Source organism: Streptomyces sp. NPDC050264 (assembly GCF_040655895.1).
In the GTDB taxonomy this organism is placed as follows: Bacteria; Actinomycetota; Actinomycetes; order Streptomycetales; family Streptomycetaceae; genus Streptomyces.
In genome coordinates, this window is sequence record NZ_JBFAKV010000014.1 from 1 (window position 1) to 15,658 (window position 15,658).

Annotated in this window: 12 protein-coding genes; 9 read left to right on the forward strand and 3 right to left on the reverse strand. The window is 69.5% G+C overall.

Annotation, left to right across the window (positions count from 1 at the left end; genetic code table 11):
* Positions 1–448: 448 nt before the first annotated feature.
* Positions 449–1,828, reverse strand: a complete 1,380-nt coding sequence (locus tag AB0J02_RS24400) for a cation:dicarboxylase symporter family transporter (protein ID WP_363195876.1) — start codon at positions 1,826–1,828, stop codon at positions 449–451.
* A gap of 206 nt (positions 1,829–2,034) precedes the next feature.
* Here AB0J02_RS24400 and AB0J02_RS24405 point away from each other — a divergent pair, with 206 nt between their 5' ends.
* Positions 2,035–3,645: a sensor histidine kinase gene (locus AB0J02_RS24405; RefSeq protein ID WP_363195877.1), complete on the forward strand. Its 1,611-nt coding sequence runs from the start codon at positions 2,035–2,037 to the stop codon at positions 3,643–3,645.
* A complete protein-coding gene (locus AB0J02_RS24410; protein WP_363195878.1) occupies positions 3,642–4,319 on the forward strand; it encodes a response regulator in 678 nt (225 codons plus the stop codon). The genes AB0J02_RS24405 and AB0J02_RS24410 overlap by 4 nt, the downstream gene beginning before the upstream one ends.
* A 9-nt stretch (positions 4,320–4,328) precedes the next feature.
* Here the strand turns inward: AB0J02_RS24410 and AB0J02_RS24415 are convergent, their stop codons facing one another.
* Positions 4,329–5,372 carry a YncE family protein gene (locus AB0J02_RS24415; RefSeq protein ID WP_363195879.1) on the reverse strand — a complete coding sequence of 348 codons (1,044 nt, stop codon included), beginning with the start codon at positions 5,370–5,372 and terminating at the stop codon, positions 4,329–4,331.
* Between the two features lie 228 nt (positions 5,373–5,600).
* Between AB0J02_RS24415 and AB0J02_RS24420 the strand changes: the two genes are divergently transcribed.
* From AB0J02_RS24420 to AB0J02_RS24435, 4 genes are all read left to right on the forward strand, one after another.
* A complete protein-coding gene (locus AB0J02_RS24420) occupies positions 5,601–6,968 on the forward strand; it encodes an extracellular solute-binding protein (RefSeq protein ID WP_363195880.1) in 1,368 nt (455 codons plus the stop codon).
* 97 nt (positions 6,969–7,065) lie between these two features.
* The gene (locus AB0J02_RS24425) at positions 7,066–7,872 is read left to right on the forward strand and encodes a sugar ABC transporter permease (RefSeq protein ID WP_363196056.1); all 807 of its coding nucleotides are present in this window, start codon (positions 7,066–7,068) and stop codon (positions 7,870–7,872) included.
* Complete coding sequence (locus AB0J02_RS24430; RefSeq protein WP_363195881.1) at positions 7,873–8,700, forward strand: carbohydrate ABC transporter permease; 828 nt, start codon at positions 7,873–7,875, stop codon at positions 8,698–8,700.
* Positions 8,701–8,788: 88 nt separating this feature from the next.
* A complete protein-coding gene (locus AB0J02_RS24435; RefSeq protein WP_363195882.1) occupies positions 8,789–9,490 on the forward strand; it encodes a helix-turn-helix transcriptional regulator in 702 nt (233 codons plus the stop codon).
* Between the two features lie 14 nt (positions 9,491–9,504).
* Here the strand turns inward: AB0J02_RS24435 and AB0J02_RS24440 are convergent, their stop codons facing one another.
* Positions 9,505–10,530, reverse strand: a complete 1,026-nt coding sequence (locus AB0J02_RS24440; RefSeq protein ID WP_363195883.1) for an ATP-dependent 6-phosphofructokinase — start codon at positions 10,528–10,530, stop codon at positions 9,505–9,507.
* A 257-nt stretch (positions 10,531–10,787) separates the two neighbouring features.
* On the opposite strand from AB0J02_RS24440, the gene pta reads away from it, so the two are divergent.
* From pta to pyk, 3 genes are all read left to right on the forward strand, one after another.
* Positions 10,788–12,863: a phosphate acetyltransferase gene (pta, locus tag AB0J02_RS24445; protein ID WP_363195884.1), complete on the forward strand. Its 2,076-nt coding sequence runs from the start codon at positions 10,788–10,790 to the stop codon at positions 12,861–12,863.
* A gap of 32 nt (positions 12,864–12,895) precedes the next feature.
* Positions 12,896–14,122, forward strand: coding sequence for an acetate kinase (locus tag AB0J02_RS24450; protein ID WP_363195885.1), 1,227 nt, complete (start codon positions 12,896–12,898; stop codon positions 14,120–14,122).
* A gap of 74 nt (positions 14,123–14,196) precedes the next feature.
* A complete protein-coding gene (gene pyk / locus AB0J02_RS24455; protein WP_363195886.1) occupies positions 14,197–15,627 on the forward strand; it encodes a pyruvate kinase in 1,431 nt (476 codons plus the stop codon).
* Positions 15,628–15,658: the final 31 nt, after the last annotated feature.

Consider the following 15,658-nt stretch of genomic DNA (forward strand, 5'->3'; position numbering starts at 1 on the left):
CCTTCGGTCTTGCGTTTCCGACTCTATCAGATCTTTCCGATCCGATTTCCTCGGGGTCCTGCTGGTTTTTCTCTTCGCTTTCCGGCCTTTCGGCCTTCCTGCGGTGTCGACTCTATCAGATCCTTTCGGGCCTGATTCCCTGTCAACCGGGTTTGTCTTCCCGGCCGTTGGGCCGTTCCGACGTCCCAAACATTAGCGGATCCTCGCGGTCGTTCCTAATCGAGTCGATCAGGCCGTACGCAACCCGGTTTCGAAATTGAATTCGGGCACGCCGAAAACAATCCCGGTCTGGGAGATCGTGCTGGTGTTTGGGTGCCGCTTGAGCGGCAGGAGGCGCTGCCCTGGAACCGTGGGCTCCGGGACAACTCGAAGGACCCTACGCCACCCGGGCCGGTAGTACAAAAGCGGGGTCCGGCACGTGGTGTGCCGGACCCCGCCAGGGCGGTGCTCAGGCCCCTACGGGCTCCTTCGTCTCGCCGCCGCGCGGTGTCGGCAGCTCCGTGTCGTCGGTGCTCGTGTCCAGCAACGTACGTTCGTCGAAGGGCAGCTGACCGGCGAGTACCCGCTCGACCCGGTCCCGGTCGACCTCCCCGGTCCAGGTGCCGATCAGCAGCGTGGCCACCGCGTTGCCCGCGAAGTTGGTCAGCGCGCGCGCCTCGCTCATGAACCGGTCGATGCCGACGATGAGCCCGACCCCGTCGACCAGCGCCGGCTTGTGCGACTGCAGGCCGCTCGCGAGGACCGCGATGCCGGAACCGGAGACACCGGCCGCGCCCTTCGACGCGATCATCATGAAGAGGAGCAGACCGATCTGCTGGCCGACGCTCATCGGCTGGTCCATGGCGTCGGCGATGAACAGGGACGCCATGGTCAGGTAGATCATCGTGCCGTCGAGGTTGAACGAGTAGCCGGTCGGCACCGTGATGCCGACGACCGGGCGGCTCACGCCCAGGTGCTCCATCTTCGCGATCAGCCGCGGCAGCGCCGATTCCGAGGACGACGTCGACAGGATCAGCAGGAACTCGCGGCCCAGGTACTTGAGGAGGGCGAAGATGTTGAAGCCGGTCGCCAGGCGCAGGATCGCCGCCAGCACGATGCCCACGAACAGGGCGCAGGTGACGTAGAACCCGATCATGATCGTGGCGAGGGCCTTGAGGGCGTCCACGCCGGTTTCGCCGATCACGGCGGCCATCGCGCCGAACGCGCCCAGCGGGGCGGCCCACATGATCATGCCGAGGACGCGGAAGACCAGCTTCTGGATGTGCTCGACGCCGCGCAGGACCGGTTCGCCGGAGCGGCCCATGGCCTGCAGCGCGAAGCCGACGAGGAGGGCCACGAGCAGGGTCTGCAGGACCTCGCCCTCGGTGAACGCGGAGACCAGCGTGGTCGGGATGACCCCGAGGATGAAGTCGACCGGGCCTTCCGCGGCGTCCTTGGCCGCGGTGTGGCCGACCTCTCTCGTGGCGTCGGTGAGGTGCATGCCGCTGCCGGGGTGCAGGATGTTGCCGACGATCAGGCCGATGGCCAGGGCGACCATCGACATGACGATGAAGTAGCCGAGGGCGAGGCCGCCGACCTTGCCGATCTTCGCGGCCTTCCGTACCGAGCCGACGCCGAGCACGATCGTGCAGAAGATGATCGGCGAGATCATCATCTTGATCAGGTTCACGAAGCCCGTGCCGATGGGCTTGAGCTCCTTGGCGAAGTCGGGCCAGATGAAGCCGACGGCGATGCCGAGCAGCACCGCCACGATCACGGCGATGTAGAGATAGTGCGTGCGGTCCCGCTTGATGGCGGGGGGCGTGGTTGCGGTCCCGGACTCGGCCACGGTTCCTCCTGACGACGACGTCGGCGTACTGGAACGGTTGGGAACGGATTCCGGACGGGGCCCTTGAAGGGGTCCGGAAGGGTTCACGTACGCGGGGGACGTGCGGCTCACGGTCCCCGGATCCCGGTGACTATCTCCCAGGCCGTGAGGACCGTCACCCTTCCGTTCATTTAGTTCGCACTTATACGACCGGGCAGACTGGCGGCATGCGCCTCCCTCTCCCCCGCAGCCTGGCCGGCCAGCTCTTCGCGATGCAGGCCGTCCTCGTCGCGGTCGTGGTCGCGGGGTGCGCGCTGTTCACGTACGTCAGTGACCGCAATCAGGCGGAGGCGGCCGCGCAGCGGCAGGCGACGGCGGCGGCCACGGCGGTCGCCGACTCTCCTTCGGTGCGCGCGGCGATCGCGGCGCCGGGGAATCCGAGCGGGCGGCTGCGGGCGTACGCCGATGATGTCCAGCGGCACACCGGCGTCGACTTCGTGACGATCATGGATCCGCACGGCATCCGCTGGACGCACCCGGACAAGCGGCAGATCGGCAAGCGGTTCCTGGGGCACATCGGGCCAGCTCTTGCGGGCCGTACGTTCCCGGAGACGTACACGGGGACGCTCGGTCCTTCGGTGCGTGTGGTCACGCCGGTCTACGGTTCCGGGCACCGGGTCGTCGGGCTGGTCAGCGCCGGCATCACGATCGACGAGATCACGGCGCAGGCGCGCGGGCAGGTGATCGCGGTCGCGGGGGTGGCGGGGGCCGCGCTGGTGCTCGGCGGTATCGGCACGTACGTCATCAACGCGCGGCTGCGGCGTCACACCCATGGGATGAACGCGACCGAGCTGCACCGGATGCACGCCTATCACCAGGCCGCGCTGCACGCCGTCCGCGAGGGGCTCGTCATGCTCGACGGGCAGCGGCGGGTGGCGCTCATCAATGACGGGGCCCGCGAGCTGCTGGGCGTCGGCGAGGAGGCGGTGGGGCGGGGCGTCGCCGAGCTGGGGCTGCCCGCGCCGCTCACCGGTGCTCTGCTGGCCGCCGAGCCGCGCGTCGACGAGGTGCATCTGACGGCCGACCGGGTGGTGGTCGTGAACACGTCGCCGGTGGCCAGTGGTGACCGGCGCGGCACCGTCGTCACCCTGCGCGATCACACCGAACTCCAGTCGGTGATGGGCGAGTTGGACTCGGAGCGGGGGTTCACGCAGGCGCTCAGGTCGCAGGCCCATGAGGCGGCGAACCGGCTGCACACGGTGGTGTCGCTGATCGAGCTGGGCCGCTCCGAGGAGGCCGTCGACTTCGCCACGGCGGAGCTGGAGCTGGCCCAGACGCTGACCGACCAGGTCGTCGGTGCCGTCAGCGAGCCCGTGCTGGCCGCGCTGCTGCTCGGCAAGGCGGCGCAGGCCAATGAGCACGGGGTGGAGCTGGTCGTCTCCGGCGATACGCGGATCGACGACGGGCTGCTGCCGCAGGCGCTGGCCGCCCGCGATCTGGTCACGGTGCTCGGCAATCTCGTCGACAACGCGGTGGACGCGGCGCAGGGGTCACCGCGCGCCCGGGTCACCGTCACGGCGCGTGCCACGGCCGACGCCCTGCTGCTGCGGGTCACGGACTCCGGTCCCGGGGTGCGTCCGGAGCACACGGACGCGGTGTTCGAGCGGGGCTGGTCGACGAAGCCGGCGGGGCCGGGCGGCCGTGGTCTCGGCCTCGCGCTCGTACGGCAGGCGGTGCGCCGCAACGGGGGCACACTGGAGCTGGCGCAGCCGCCGGAGGGCGGGGCCGCGTTCACCGCGCTGCTGCCCTTGACGACAACCCAGGACGGAACGTCATGACGGACCCGCGGATCAGTGTCCTGGTGGTGGAGGACGACCCGGTCGCCGCCGACGCCCACGCCCTCTATGTGAACCGGGTGCCGGGCTTCGTCACCGTCGCCAAGGCGCACAGTGCCGCCGCGGCGCGGCGCGCCCTGGACCGGGCGCCGGTCGATCTGATCCTGCTCGATCTGCATCTGCCCGACGGCCACGGCCTGGCGCTCGCCCGGTCGCTGCGTGCCGCGGGGCACCAGGCGGACGTCATCGCGGTCACGTCGGCCCGGGATCTGGCGGTCGTGCGGGAGGGCGTCTCGCTGGGGGTCGTCCAGTACGTGCTGAAGCCGTTCACGTTCGCGACCTTGCGCGACCGGCTCGTGCGCTATGCCGAGTACCGCACGTCGAGCGGTGAGGCGACCGGGCAGGACGAGGTCGACCGGGCCCTGGCCAACCTGCGTTCCCCCGCCCCGGCCGCCCTGCCCAAGGGCCTGAGCGCGCCCACTCTGGAGCGGGTCACGCAGGTGCTGCGCGAGGCCGCGCCCGAGGGCATGACGGCGTCGTCGGCCGCCGGTTCGGTCGGTATCTCGCGCATCACCGCGCGCCGCTATCTGGAGCACCTGGTGGACTCGGGCCTGGCCGTGCGCAGTCCGCTGTACGGGCAGGTCGGCCGGCCCGAGTTGATCTACTCCTGGAAGTGACAGCAGGCTCTAGCGGATCCGGAAGCGGGTGAGCTGGTCCTCGCCGGTCGGGCCCGTGCCGGACTTGTCGACGACGTAGGCGGTGCCGCCCGCGATCTCGACGTGGTTGGGGTTGGCGCCGGTGGTGACGGTTTTGACGACGGTGCCCTTGCGCGGGTCGACGACGGTCGCGGTGGCGTCCGTGCGGTTGACGGCGACGACGGCGCCGGAGCGGTTGTCGGTGGCCACGGAGAGCGGTCCGGCGCCCGTCGGCACGGACTTGGTGACGAGTCCCTTGTCCAGGTCGACGACGGAGACCGTGCCGCCGGTGTTGTCGGCCGTGTAGGCGGTGCGGCCGTTCTTGGAGAGCGCCACGGAGATGGGGCCGTCGCCGGCCGGGACGAGCCGCGGCGTCGTGGACTTACCGGCGACCACGATGAGCTGGTCGTTGGTGAGGTCGGCGGCGTAGACCGTGCCGGTGCGCTCGTTCACGGCGATTCCGGTGGGGCCCGCGCCCTCGACGGTGACGCGCTTCTTCTCCTTGTACGTGCGGCTGTCGAAGGCCACCAGGCTGCCGTCGCCGAAGGCGCTCGCCCACACGGTGTCGTGCTTCTCGTCGACGACGATCTCGCGGGCGTGCGCGACGTTCGGCAGCGTGGCGAGGTGGGCGCCGGTGCGCTGGCTGTAGACGGCGACGCTGTTGTTGCGGGTGTTGGTGACCCAGACGGTGTTGTGCTCGTCGTCGACGGCGACGCCGTAGACCGCCTCGACCGCGCCGGTGGCCGCGTCGGTGACCGGCGGCGTGTACGTCGCCAGCACCTTCAGCGTCTTCGGGTCGACCTTGCTCAGGGCGGACGTGGTCACCGGGGGGCGGCCCACGGCCGACGCGGTCCACAGGACGTGGTTCCGCTCCGAGTACGCCGACTGGTAGAGGCCTTTGGCGACGGGGGCGGCGAGGGAGGCGGGTGCTCCGGTACCGGTGGAGGCGACGGCGGCCGGGGCCGTCGTCGCACCCGCGACGAGGGCCACCACGACGGCGGCGGAACGGCGGATCCTGGGCGTGATGCGAGGCATGCGGCGTCAATCTCCTTCTGCGACAGGGGTGTTGCACAACCACCCGAAGATTAACTTAGCTTAGGCTAACCTAACTTTCCACTTCACCCCCATGGGCCGGTTACAACGTTGTCACCGATGTGACGAGGGACCGCGCACACCCATTGACCTTGCTCCGAACCGGCCCGTACGTTCACGGGCAGCCCCGCGTGGCAACGATGCCCGCGAGCGTCGTAGGAGGTCGTGCCTGTGCGCCCCACCGCCCCTCTGCTCGTCGCCACCGCCCTGCTGGCCGCCGGAACGCTCACCGCATGCGGCGGGGGCTCCGGCAGCGACGCGAATACGGTGAAGGTCTCGTTCAAGCAGTCCACGGACAACCAGATCAAGGTCATGGACACCTATCTGGCCGCGATGAAGAAGCAGTTCGAGAAGGACCACCCGGGCAAGAAGGTCGAGCTCGTCCCGATCAAGGCCCCGGACTCCGAGTACTACACGAAGCTCCAGCAGATGCTGCGCTCCCCGAAGACGGCCCCCGACCTGGTCTACGAGGACACGTTCCTCATCAACTCGGACATCACCAGCGGCTATCTGAAGCCGCTCGACCAGTACCTCGACTCGTGGTCGGACTGGGACCAGTTCATCGGCACCGCGAAGACCGCCGCGAAGGCCCAGGACGGGAAGACGTACGGCGTCCCGGACGGCACGGACACCCGCGGCCTCTGGTACGACAAGGGCATCTTCGAGAAGGCCGGCATCGCGACGCCCTGGCAGCCGAAGAACTGGGCCGAGGTCCTCGACGCGGCCCGCACCATCAAGAAGAAGGTCCCGGACGCGATCCCGCTCAACGTCTACTCCGGCAAACCCAATGGCGAGGCCGCCACCATGCAGGGCTTCGAGATGCTGCTGTACGGGACGGGCACCGGCAGCGCCGACCCGCTCTACGACACCTCGTCGAACAAGTGGATCTCGGGCTCGAAGGCCTTCAAGGACAGCCTCGCGTTCGTGGAGACGGTCTTCAAGGAGAAGCTCGGCCCCGATGTCTCCGACGCCCTCGACCCGAACTGGGCGACCCGGGTGCGCGGCGAGATGCTGCCCAAGGGCAAGCTCGGCATCAACCTCGACGGCTCCTGGCTGCCGCAGGACTGGATCAAGGGCAGTGGCCACGAGTGGCCCGAGTGGTCGCAGAAGCTGGGGCTCGCGCACATGCCGACGCAGGAGGGCCAGGCGCCCGGCAAGGTCAGCATGTCCGGCGGCTGGACCTGGGCCGTCCCGTCCAGGTCCAGCAACCCGGACCTCGCCTTCGACTTCATCAAGACGATGCAGACGAAGGCCAACGCGCAGCGCTGGTACATCGCCAACTCCGGGATCTCCGTCCGCAAGGACGTCGCCGCGGACCCGGCCTACGTGAAGGCGCAGCCCGGCATCGAGTTCTTCACCGACCTGGTCGCCACGACCCACTACCGCCCGGCCTATCCCGCGTACCCGAAGGTGTCCACGGCGATCCAGGAGGCGATGGAGTCGGTGACCACCGGGGACTCGTCGGTGGACAAGGCGGCGTCGACGTACGACGAGCAGTTGAAGACGGCAGCCGACGGCAAGGTCGTCAACAAGCCCTGAACAGAACGGCGTTGAGGAAATGGAAGGTGACCGCAGCCACGTGACCCGCCGCCGCGCAGCACTCCGCACCCTGCCCATCGCCCCGGCCACGATCATCATGGCCCTCTTCCTCGCGGGCCCGATCGCCTACTGCGCCTACATCGCGTTCACCGATCTGCAGCTGACCGGCCAGGCGGAGTCGGCCTTCGTCGGGTTCGACAACTTCACGAGGGCGTTCCAGGACGACGCCTTCCTCAACGCGGTGCGGCTGACGCTCGTCTTCACGTTCCTGTCGTCGATCGTCGGCCAGAACACCCTGGGCCTGGCCCTCGCGGCGCTCATGCAGCGCGCCTCGAAACCGGTCCGCACGGTCACCGGTGCCGTGGTCGTCACGGCCTGGGTGCTGCCGGAGGTCGTGGCCGGCTTCCTGCTGTACGCGTTCTTCCGCCGCGAGGGCACGTTGAACGCCATCCTCGACCGGCTCCATCTGCCGGACCAGAACTGGCTGTACACGCTGCCGATCCTCGCGGTGTCGTTCGCGAACATGTGGCGCGGCACCGCCTTCTCGATGCTCGTCTACTCGGCGGCGCTCTCCGAGATCCCGAAGGAGGTCACGGAAGCCGCCGAGGTCGACGGCGCGAACGCCTGGCAGCGCCTGTGGCACGTCACTCTGCCGATGATCCGCCGCTCCATCGGCACGAACCTGATGCTCAACACGCTGCAGACGCTGTCCGTCTTCGGCCTGATCTGGGTGATGACCCGCGGCGGGCCCGGCAACCACAGCCAGACCCTCCCCCTGTTCATGTACGAGCAGGCCTTCCAGAAGAGCATGATCGGCTACGGCACGGCGGTCGCCCTGCTCCTGCTGGTGGTCGGCTCCCTGTTCTCGCTGGTCTACATGCGCCTGCTGCGCTCGGAGGCTTGAGTGACCCGCCGCGCCACCAGAAAACGGCTCACCGCCGACGCGACCCTGCTCCTCGTCACCTTCGCCTTCGTGCTCCCACTGGCCTGGGTGGTCCTGTCGTCCCTGGACGCGGACGCGAGCCTGAAGGTGAAGTTCCCGACGCACGCCACGCTCGACAACTTCGACGCGGTCCTGAAGCCGGACATCACCTTCACCCCGCTCCTGAACAGCCTGATCCTGTGCGGCGGCGCGACGGCCCTCACGGTCGTCTGCGCGGCGCTCGCCGCGTATCCGCTGTCCCGCTACCGCTCGCGCCTGAACAACCCGTACCTGGCGACGATCCTCTTCGCGACGTGTCTGCCGATCACGGCGATCATGGTCCCGGTGTACGCGCTCTTCGTGCAGGTGAACCTGATCGACACGATGGCGGGCACGATCTACTTCTTCACCGCCTCCCAACTCCCTTTCGCCATCTGGCTGATGAAGAACTTCATGGACGGGGTGCCGAAGGAGCTGGAGGAGGCGGCCTGGACGGACGGCGCGAACACCTTCCAGTCCCTGCTGCGCATCGTGCTGCCGCTGATGGGCCCGGGGGTCGCCGTCGTCACGGTGTTCTGCTTCGCCATGATGTGGGGCAACTTCTTCGTCCCGTTCATGCTGCTGCTCTCCCCCGACCAGATGCCGGCGTCGGTCAGCATCAACGACTTCTTCGGCAACCGCGGCACGGTCGTCTACGGCCAGCTCGCGGCGTTCTCGATCATCTACTCGACGCCGGTGATCCTGCTGTACGTGCTGGTCTCGCGCCGCTTCGGCGGGGGTTTCGCGCTCGGCGGCGCGGTCAAGGGCTGACACCTCTGCCGGCTGTACGTTCCTACGACATGTCACGCAAGACGAACGCACCGTAGCCAAGCGGGCCGTTCCCCCCTACTTTGTGCCCGTGCAGCACACCGCCGCGTCGCATCAGCCCACCCCTCCGTTCAACGCCCCCGCCGCCCGTCGCCTCCGCGAGGCGCTCGGCATGGCGCCGGGCCATGTCGCGTACGGCATGCGCGCGTCCTACGGACTCGCGCACATAACCCCGGAGACGATCATCGCCTGGGAGCGCGGCGAGGCGGCGCCCTCGGCGGGTGAACTCACCGCGCTCGCCGGGGCGTTGTGGTGCACTCAGGGTGAACTCATCGGAGCTCCGCGGACGTTGCGCGAACACCGGCTCGCGCTCGGGCTCGCCCCGGAGGACGTGGCGCGGTACGTCGGCATCGAGATCCACGCCTATCTGCGCATGGAGGAGACCGGCGAGTGGCGGGGCAACGACCGGCAGTCGAGCGCGCTCGCCGGGACGCTGCGGCTGACGCCGCGCGCGTTCACGACGGTGACCGGGCGGGACGCGCAGCTCACCGAGCTGCTGCACAGTGCGGCGACGACGCGCTGGCAGGCGTACGTGCGGCCGCTGACACGGCTCGTCCCGGTACAGCGGCGCGAGGCGGAGGACGTGCTGCACGAGATGCACCTGGAGTACCAGGCGCTGATGGCCGCCACGCTGAGCTGGGGCGGCGGATCCTCGGCCGGGGCGGGGGGCGCGGGGCAGGTGTTCCTGGAGCGGATCCTGGACGAGTTCTGGTCCAGGATCCGCAATCCGTAGGCGCCCGTGACGGCCTAGAACACCGACTCGGCCTCGTCCATGCGGTCCTTGGGGACCGTCTTCAGCTCGGTGACGGCGTCGGCGAGCGGCACCATCTCGATGTCGGTGCCGCGCAGCGCGGTCATCCGGCCGAATTCGCCGCGGTGCGCGGCTTCCACCGCGTGCCAGCCGAACCGGGTGGCGAGCACCCTGTCGTACGCGGTGGGGGTGCCGCCGCGCTGCACGTGGCCGAGGATGACGGGCCGCGCCTCCTTGCCGAGGCGGCTCTCCAGCTCGTAGGCGAGGGCGGTGCCGATGCCCTGGAACCGCTCGTGGCCGAACTGGTCGATCGCGCCCTTGCCGTAGTCCATGGTGCCGTCGGCCGGGTGCGCGCCCTCGGCGACGCAGATGACGGCGAACTTCTTGCCGCGGGCGAACCGCTCCTCGACCATCTTGACCAGGTCGGCCGGGTCGAAGGGCCGCTCGGGCAGGCAGATGCCGTGGGCGCCGCCGGCCATGCCGGACTCCAGGGCGATCCAGCCCGCGTGGCGGCCCATGACCTCGACGACCATCACGCGCTGGTGGGACTCGGCGGTCGTCTTGAGACGGTCCATCGCCTCGGTGGCGACGCCGACGGCGGTGTCGAAGCCGAAGGTGCGGTCGGTGGAGGAGATGTCGTTGTCGATCGTCTTCGGGACGCCGACGACGGGCAGGCCCGCGTCGGAGAGCATCCGGGCCGCGGTGAGCGTGCCCTCGCCGCCGATCGGGATGAGGACGTCGAAGCCGATCTCCTCGGCGAGCTGCTTGGCGTTCTCGCAGGCCGCGCGGAACTTGTCGCGCTCCAGGCGGGACGAGCCGAGGATGGTGCCGCCGCGGGCGAGTATGCCGCTGACCGCGTTGAGATCGAGGGGCCGGGCGCGGCCGTCGAGCAGACCCGCGTAGCCGTCCTCGAAGCCGAGCACCTCGTCGCCGTAGTGCGTGACGGCTCGGTGCACGACCGACCGGATCACTGCGTTCAGGCCAGGGCAGTCGCCGCCTGCGGTGAGAACTCCGATACGCATCGTGCTGTGTCTCCTGCTCGCTGCCGGTACGTGTGAGCCACTGCGATTCTTCCACGCTCCGGGAGGGGACGCGTTCGCGCACGCCACGGATGAGGCTTCGGCATGCTGTCGAGGGGCACGGGGACCCTGCTGTACAGGACCTTTGTCCGGCGGGCGACCTAGCCACCGCCAGAGGTATTGTCAAGAGGGCACGGCTTCCATTACGGCCATTTTTTTCGGCCGACCGCGTAGGACCACGAAGGAAACGGAGAGCACGCGTGACGCGCAGCGTGTACGTGACCGGGATCGACCGGGGCGACGGCCGGCAGGTCGTCGAGCTGGGAGTCATGGAGCTCCTGACCCGCCAGGTCGACCGGGTGGGCGTCTTCCGCCCGCTCGTCCACGACGGCCCCGACCGGCTCTTCGATCTGCTGCGGGCGCGTTACCGGCTGTCCCAGGACCCGGCGACCGTGTACGGCCTCGACTACCACGAGGCCTCCGCGATCCAGGCCGAGCAGGGCACCGACGAGCTGCTGTCTCAGCTGGTCGACCGGTTCCACGCCGTGGCCCGCGACTACGACGTCGTCCTCGTGCTCGGCTCCGACTTCGCCGACACCCAGCTCCCGGACGAGCTGGCGCTCAACGCCCGGCTCGCGAACGAGTTCGGCGCCTCCGTGCTGCCGGTCGTCGGCGGCAGGAAGCAGACCGCCGAGTCGGTGCGCGCCGAGGTCCGCAACGCCTACCGCGCCTACGACGGCCTGGGCTGCGACGTCCTCGCGATGATCGTCAACCGGGTCGCCGCCGAGGACCGCGACGGGATTCACCATCAGCTGGAGGCGCATCTCCCGGTGCCCACCTTCGTGCTGCCCGACGAGCCCGCGCTCTCCGCGCCGACCGTCGCGCAGATCACCCACGCCCTCGGCGGCACGGTGCTGCTCGGCGACGGCGCGGGCCTGGCGCGCGACGCCATGGACTTCGTGTTCGGCGGCGCCATGCTGCCGAACTTCCTGAACGCCCTGACCCCGGGGTGCATGGTCGTCACCCCCGGCGACCGCGCGGACCTGGTGGTCGGCTCGCTCGCCGCGCACAGCGCGGGCACCCCGCCCATCGCGGGCGTCCTGCTCACCCTGAACGAGCGGCCCGGCGAGGAGATCCTCAAGCTCGCCGACCGGCTCGCGCCCGGCACCCCGGTGGTGGCGGTGGCCGGCGGCTCGTTCCCCACGGCGGCCGAACTCTTCGCCCTGGAAGGCAAGTTGAACGCGGCGACGCCCCGCAAGGCGGAGACGGCCCTCGGCCTCTTCGAGCGGTACGTCGACACGGCGGGGCTGCTCAGGACCATCCAGGCGCCGTCCACGGACCGCGTCACGCCGATGATGTTCGAGCACAAGCTGCTGGAGCAGGCCCGCTCGGACAAGCGCCGCGTCGTGCTGCCCGAGGGCACCGAGGAGCGTGTGCTGCGCGCCGCCGACGTGCTGCTGCGCCGCGGTGTCTGCGACCTGACGCTGCTCGGCCCGGTCGAGCAGATCCGCAAGAAGGCCGCCGACCTCGGCGTGGATCTGGCCGGCTCCGAGCTGATCGACCCGCAGACCTCCGAGCTGCGGGACCGTTTCGCCGGCAAGTACGCGGAGCTGCGCGCCCACAAGGGCGTCACCGTGGAGCTGGCGCACGACGTGGTCGCCGACGTGAACTACTTCGGCACGCTGATGGTCCAGGAGGGGCTGGCGGACGGCATGGTGTCGGGCTCCGTGCACTCCACGGCCGCGACCATCCGGCCCGCCTTCGAGATCATCAAGACGAAGCCGGACGCCGCGATCGTCTCGTCCGTCTTCTTCATGTGCCTGGCCGACAAGGTCCTCGTCTACGGCGACTGCGCCGTGAACCCGGACCCGAACGCCCAGCAGCTCGCGGACATCGCCATGCAGTCCGCGGTCACCGCCGAGCAGTTCGGCGTCGACCCGCGCATCGCGATGCTGTCGTACTCCACCGGCACCTCCGGCTCCGGCGCCGACGTCGACAAGGTGCGCGAGGCCACCGAGCTGGTCCGCGGCCTGCGCGGCGACCTGAAGATCGAGGGGCCGATCCAGTACGACGCCGCGGTCGAGCCGAGCGTCGCGGCCACCAAGCTGCCCGGCTCCGAGGTCGCGGGCCAGGCCAGCGTGCTGATCTTCCCGGACCTCAACACCGGCAACAACACGTACAAGGCCGTGCAGCGCTCGGCCGGCGCGATCGCCGTCGGCCCGGTCCTGCAGGGTCTGCGCAAGCCGGTCAACGACCTGTCCCGCGGCGCGCTCGTGCAGGACATCGTGAACACCGTCGCCATCACGGCGATCCAGGCCCAGACGCCGGCCAACTGAACCCTCGTACCCGACGAAAAGGCAGCTTCTCCGTGACCGCGACCCGAGTCCTCGTCCTCAACTCCGGCTCCTCGTCGGTGAAGTACCAGCTGCTCGACATGCGCGACAGTTCGCGGCTCGCCGCGGGCCTCGTCGAGCGCATCGGCGAGGAGACCTCACGCCTCAAGCACACGCCGCTGACCGGCGGGGGCGGCGAGGCACGGGAGCGGGAGCAGCCGATCGCCGACCACGAGGAGGCCCTCAAGTCGGTCGCCGACGAGCTGGCGCGGGACGGGCTCGGCCTCGACTCCCCCGAGCTGGCCGCGATCGGCCACCGCGTGGTGCACGGCGGTCTCTTCTTCTCCGAGCCGACCGTGATCGACGACGCGGTGCTCAAGGAGGTGGAGCGGCTCATCCCGGTGGCGCCGCTGCACAACCCGGCGAACCTCACGGGTATCCGTACGGCGATGGCGCTCCGTCCGGACCTGCCGCAGGTCGCGGTCTTCGACACGGCGTTCCATACGACGATGCCGGAGTCGGCGGCGCGCTACGCGATCGACGTGAAGACCGCCGACGAGCACCGCATCCGCCGCTACGGCTTCCACGGCACGTCGCACGCGTACGTGTCGAGGAAGACGGCGCAGCTGCTCGGCAAGGAGCCCGAGGAGGTCAACGTCATCGTCCTGCACCTGGGCAACGGCGCCTCGGCCTCCGCGGTGCGCGGCGGGGTGTGCGTGGACACATCCATGGGGCTCACGCCGCTTGAGGGCCTGGTGATGGGTACGCGTTCAGGAGACGTCGACCCGGCCGTCATCTTCCATCTGATGCGGGTGGGCAATATGTCCGCGGACGAGATCGACGTCCTTCTCAACAAGAAGAGCGGTCTGATCGGTCTCTGCGGCGACAACGACATGCGGGAGATCCGGCGGCGGATCGACGAGGGCGACGAGGAGGCGCGGCTCGCCTTCGACATCTACATCCACCGCCTGAAGAAGTACATCGGTTCGTACTACGCGGTGCTCGGCCGGGTGGACGCGATCGCGTTCACCGCCGGGGTCGGCGAGAACGCGGCGCCGGTGCGGGAGGCTGCGGTCGCGGGGCTCGAGGAGCTGGGACTCGCGGTCGACGGCGAGCTCAATTCCGTACGTTCCGACGAGGCCCGGATCATCTCGCCCGAGTACGCCCGGGTCGCCGTCGCCGTGGTCCCCACGGACGAGGAGCTGGAGATCGCGCAGCAGACCTACGCGCTGGTCGCGCCGCCGGAGAACCGCAACGACTGAGCACCCGCCCGCCCATTTGTAGTTTCCACCAGACGGAATATTCCGTAGCGAAACAAACCGATAGGATCGCCCCCATGCGCCGTTCCAAAATCGTCTGCACGCTGGGCCCCGCCGTCGACTCCGAAGAGCAGCTCGTCTCGCTGATCGAAGCCGGCATGAATGTGGCCCGCTTCAACTTCAGCCATGGCTCGCACGCCGAGCACCAGGGTCGTTACGACCGGGTGCGCGCCGCCGCCGAGAAGACCGGCCGCGCGGTGGGTGTCCTCGCCGACCTCCAGGGCCCGAAGATCCGCCTGGAGACCTTCGCCGAGGGCCCCGTCGAGCTGGTGCGGGGTGACGAGTTCACCATCACCACCGAGGACGTGGCCGGCGACAAGTCGATCTGCGGCACCACCTACAAGGGGCTGCCGGGTGACGTCTCCAAGGGCGACCAGGTCCTGATCAACGACGGCAACGTCGAGCTCAGGGTCGTCGAGATCGAGGGTCCCCGCGTCAAGACGATCGTCGTCGAGGGCGGCGTCATCTCCGACCACAAGGGCATCAACCTGCCCGGCGCGGCCGTGAACGTCCCGGCCCTGTCCGAGAAGGACATCGAGGACCTGCGCTTCGCCCTGAAGATGGGCTGCGACATGGTCGCCCTGTCCTTCGTGCGCGACGCCGCCGACGTGAAGGACGTCCACAAGGTGATGGACGAGGAGGGCCGCCGGGTCCCCGTCATCGCCAAGGTGGAGAAGCCGCAGGCCGTCGCCAACATGGAGGGCGTCGTCGCGGCGTTCGACGCGGTGATGGTGGCCCGTGGCGACCTCGCCGTCGAGTACCCGCTCGAGAAGGTCCCGATGGTGCAGAAGCGCCTCGTGGAGATGTGCCGCCGCAACGCCAAGCCGGTGATCGTCGCGACCCAGATGATGGAGTCGATGATCACCAACTCGCGCCCCACGCGCGCCGAGGCGTCCGACGTCGCCAACGCGATCCTGGACGGTGCCGACGCGGTCATGCTGTCGGCCGAGTCCTCGGTGGGCGCGTACCCGATCGAGACCGTCAAGACGATGTCGAAGATCGTCCGCGCGGCCGAGGAGGAGCTGCTCTCCAAGGGGCTGCAGCCACTCGTTCCGGGCAAGAAGCCTCGTACGCAGGGTGGTTCCGTGGCGCGTGCCGCGTGCGAGATCGCGGACTTCCTGGGCGCCGAGGCGCTGATCGCCTTCACCCAGTCCGGTGACACGGCCCGCCGGCTCTCCCGCTACCGCGCGGCCCAGCCGATCCTGGCCTTCACCACGGACGAGAACACCCGCAACCAGCTCTCGCTGAGCTGGGGCGTGGAGTCCTACGTCGTGCCGCACGTGGACAACACGGACGCCATGGTCGAGCTCGTCGACGCCGAGCTGGTCCGGCTGAACCGCTTCAACGACGGCGACACCGTGATCATCACGGCCGGCTCGCCCCCCGGCGTCCCCGGCTCCACCAACATGGTCCGGGTGCACCACCTGGGCGGCGGCGACCGCGACTGACGGTCCCTTCCGGAACACGCGCCGAGGGCGC

Bases quoted from the DNA above. Each gene is read 5' to 3' on its own strand.
- AB0J02_RS24405 (WP_363195877.1), top strand. From the start codon at position 2,035: ATGCGCCTCCCTCTCCCCCGCAGCCTGGCCGGCCAGCTCTTCGCGATG.
- AB0J02_RS24410 (WP_363195878.1), top strand. From the start codon at position 3,642: ATGACGGACCCGCGGATCAGTGTCCTGGTGGTGGAGGACGACCCGGTC.
- AB0J02_RS24415 (WP_363195879.1), bottom strand. From the start codon at position 5,372: ATGCCTCGCATCACGCCCAGGATCCGCCGTTCCGCCGCCGTCGTGGTG.
- AB0J02_RS24425 (WP_363196056.1), top strand. From the start codon at position 7,066: ATGGCCCTCTTCCTCGCGGGCCCGATCGCCTACTGCGCCTACATCGCG.
- AB0J02_RS24440 (WP_363195883.1), bottom strand. From the start codon at position 10,530: ATGCGTATCGGAGTTCTCACCGCAGGCGGCGACTGCCCTGGCCTGAAC.
- pyk (WP_363195886.1), top strand. From the start codon at position 14,197: ATGCGCCGTTCCAAAATCGTCTGCACGCTGGGCCCCGCCGTCGACTCC.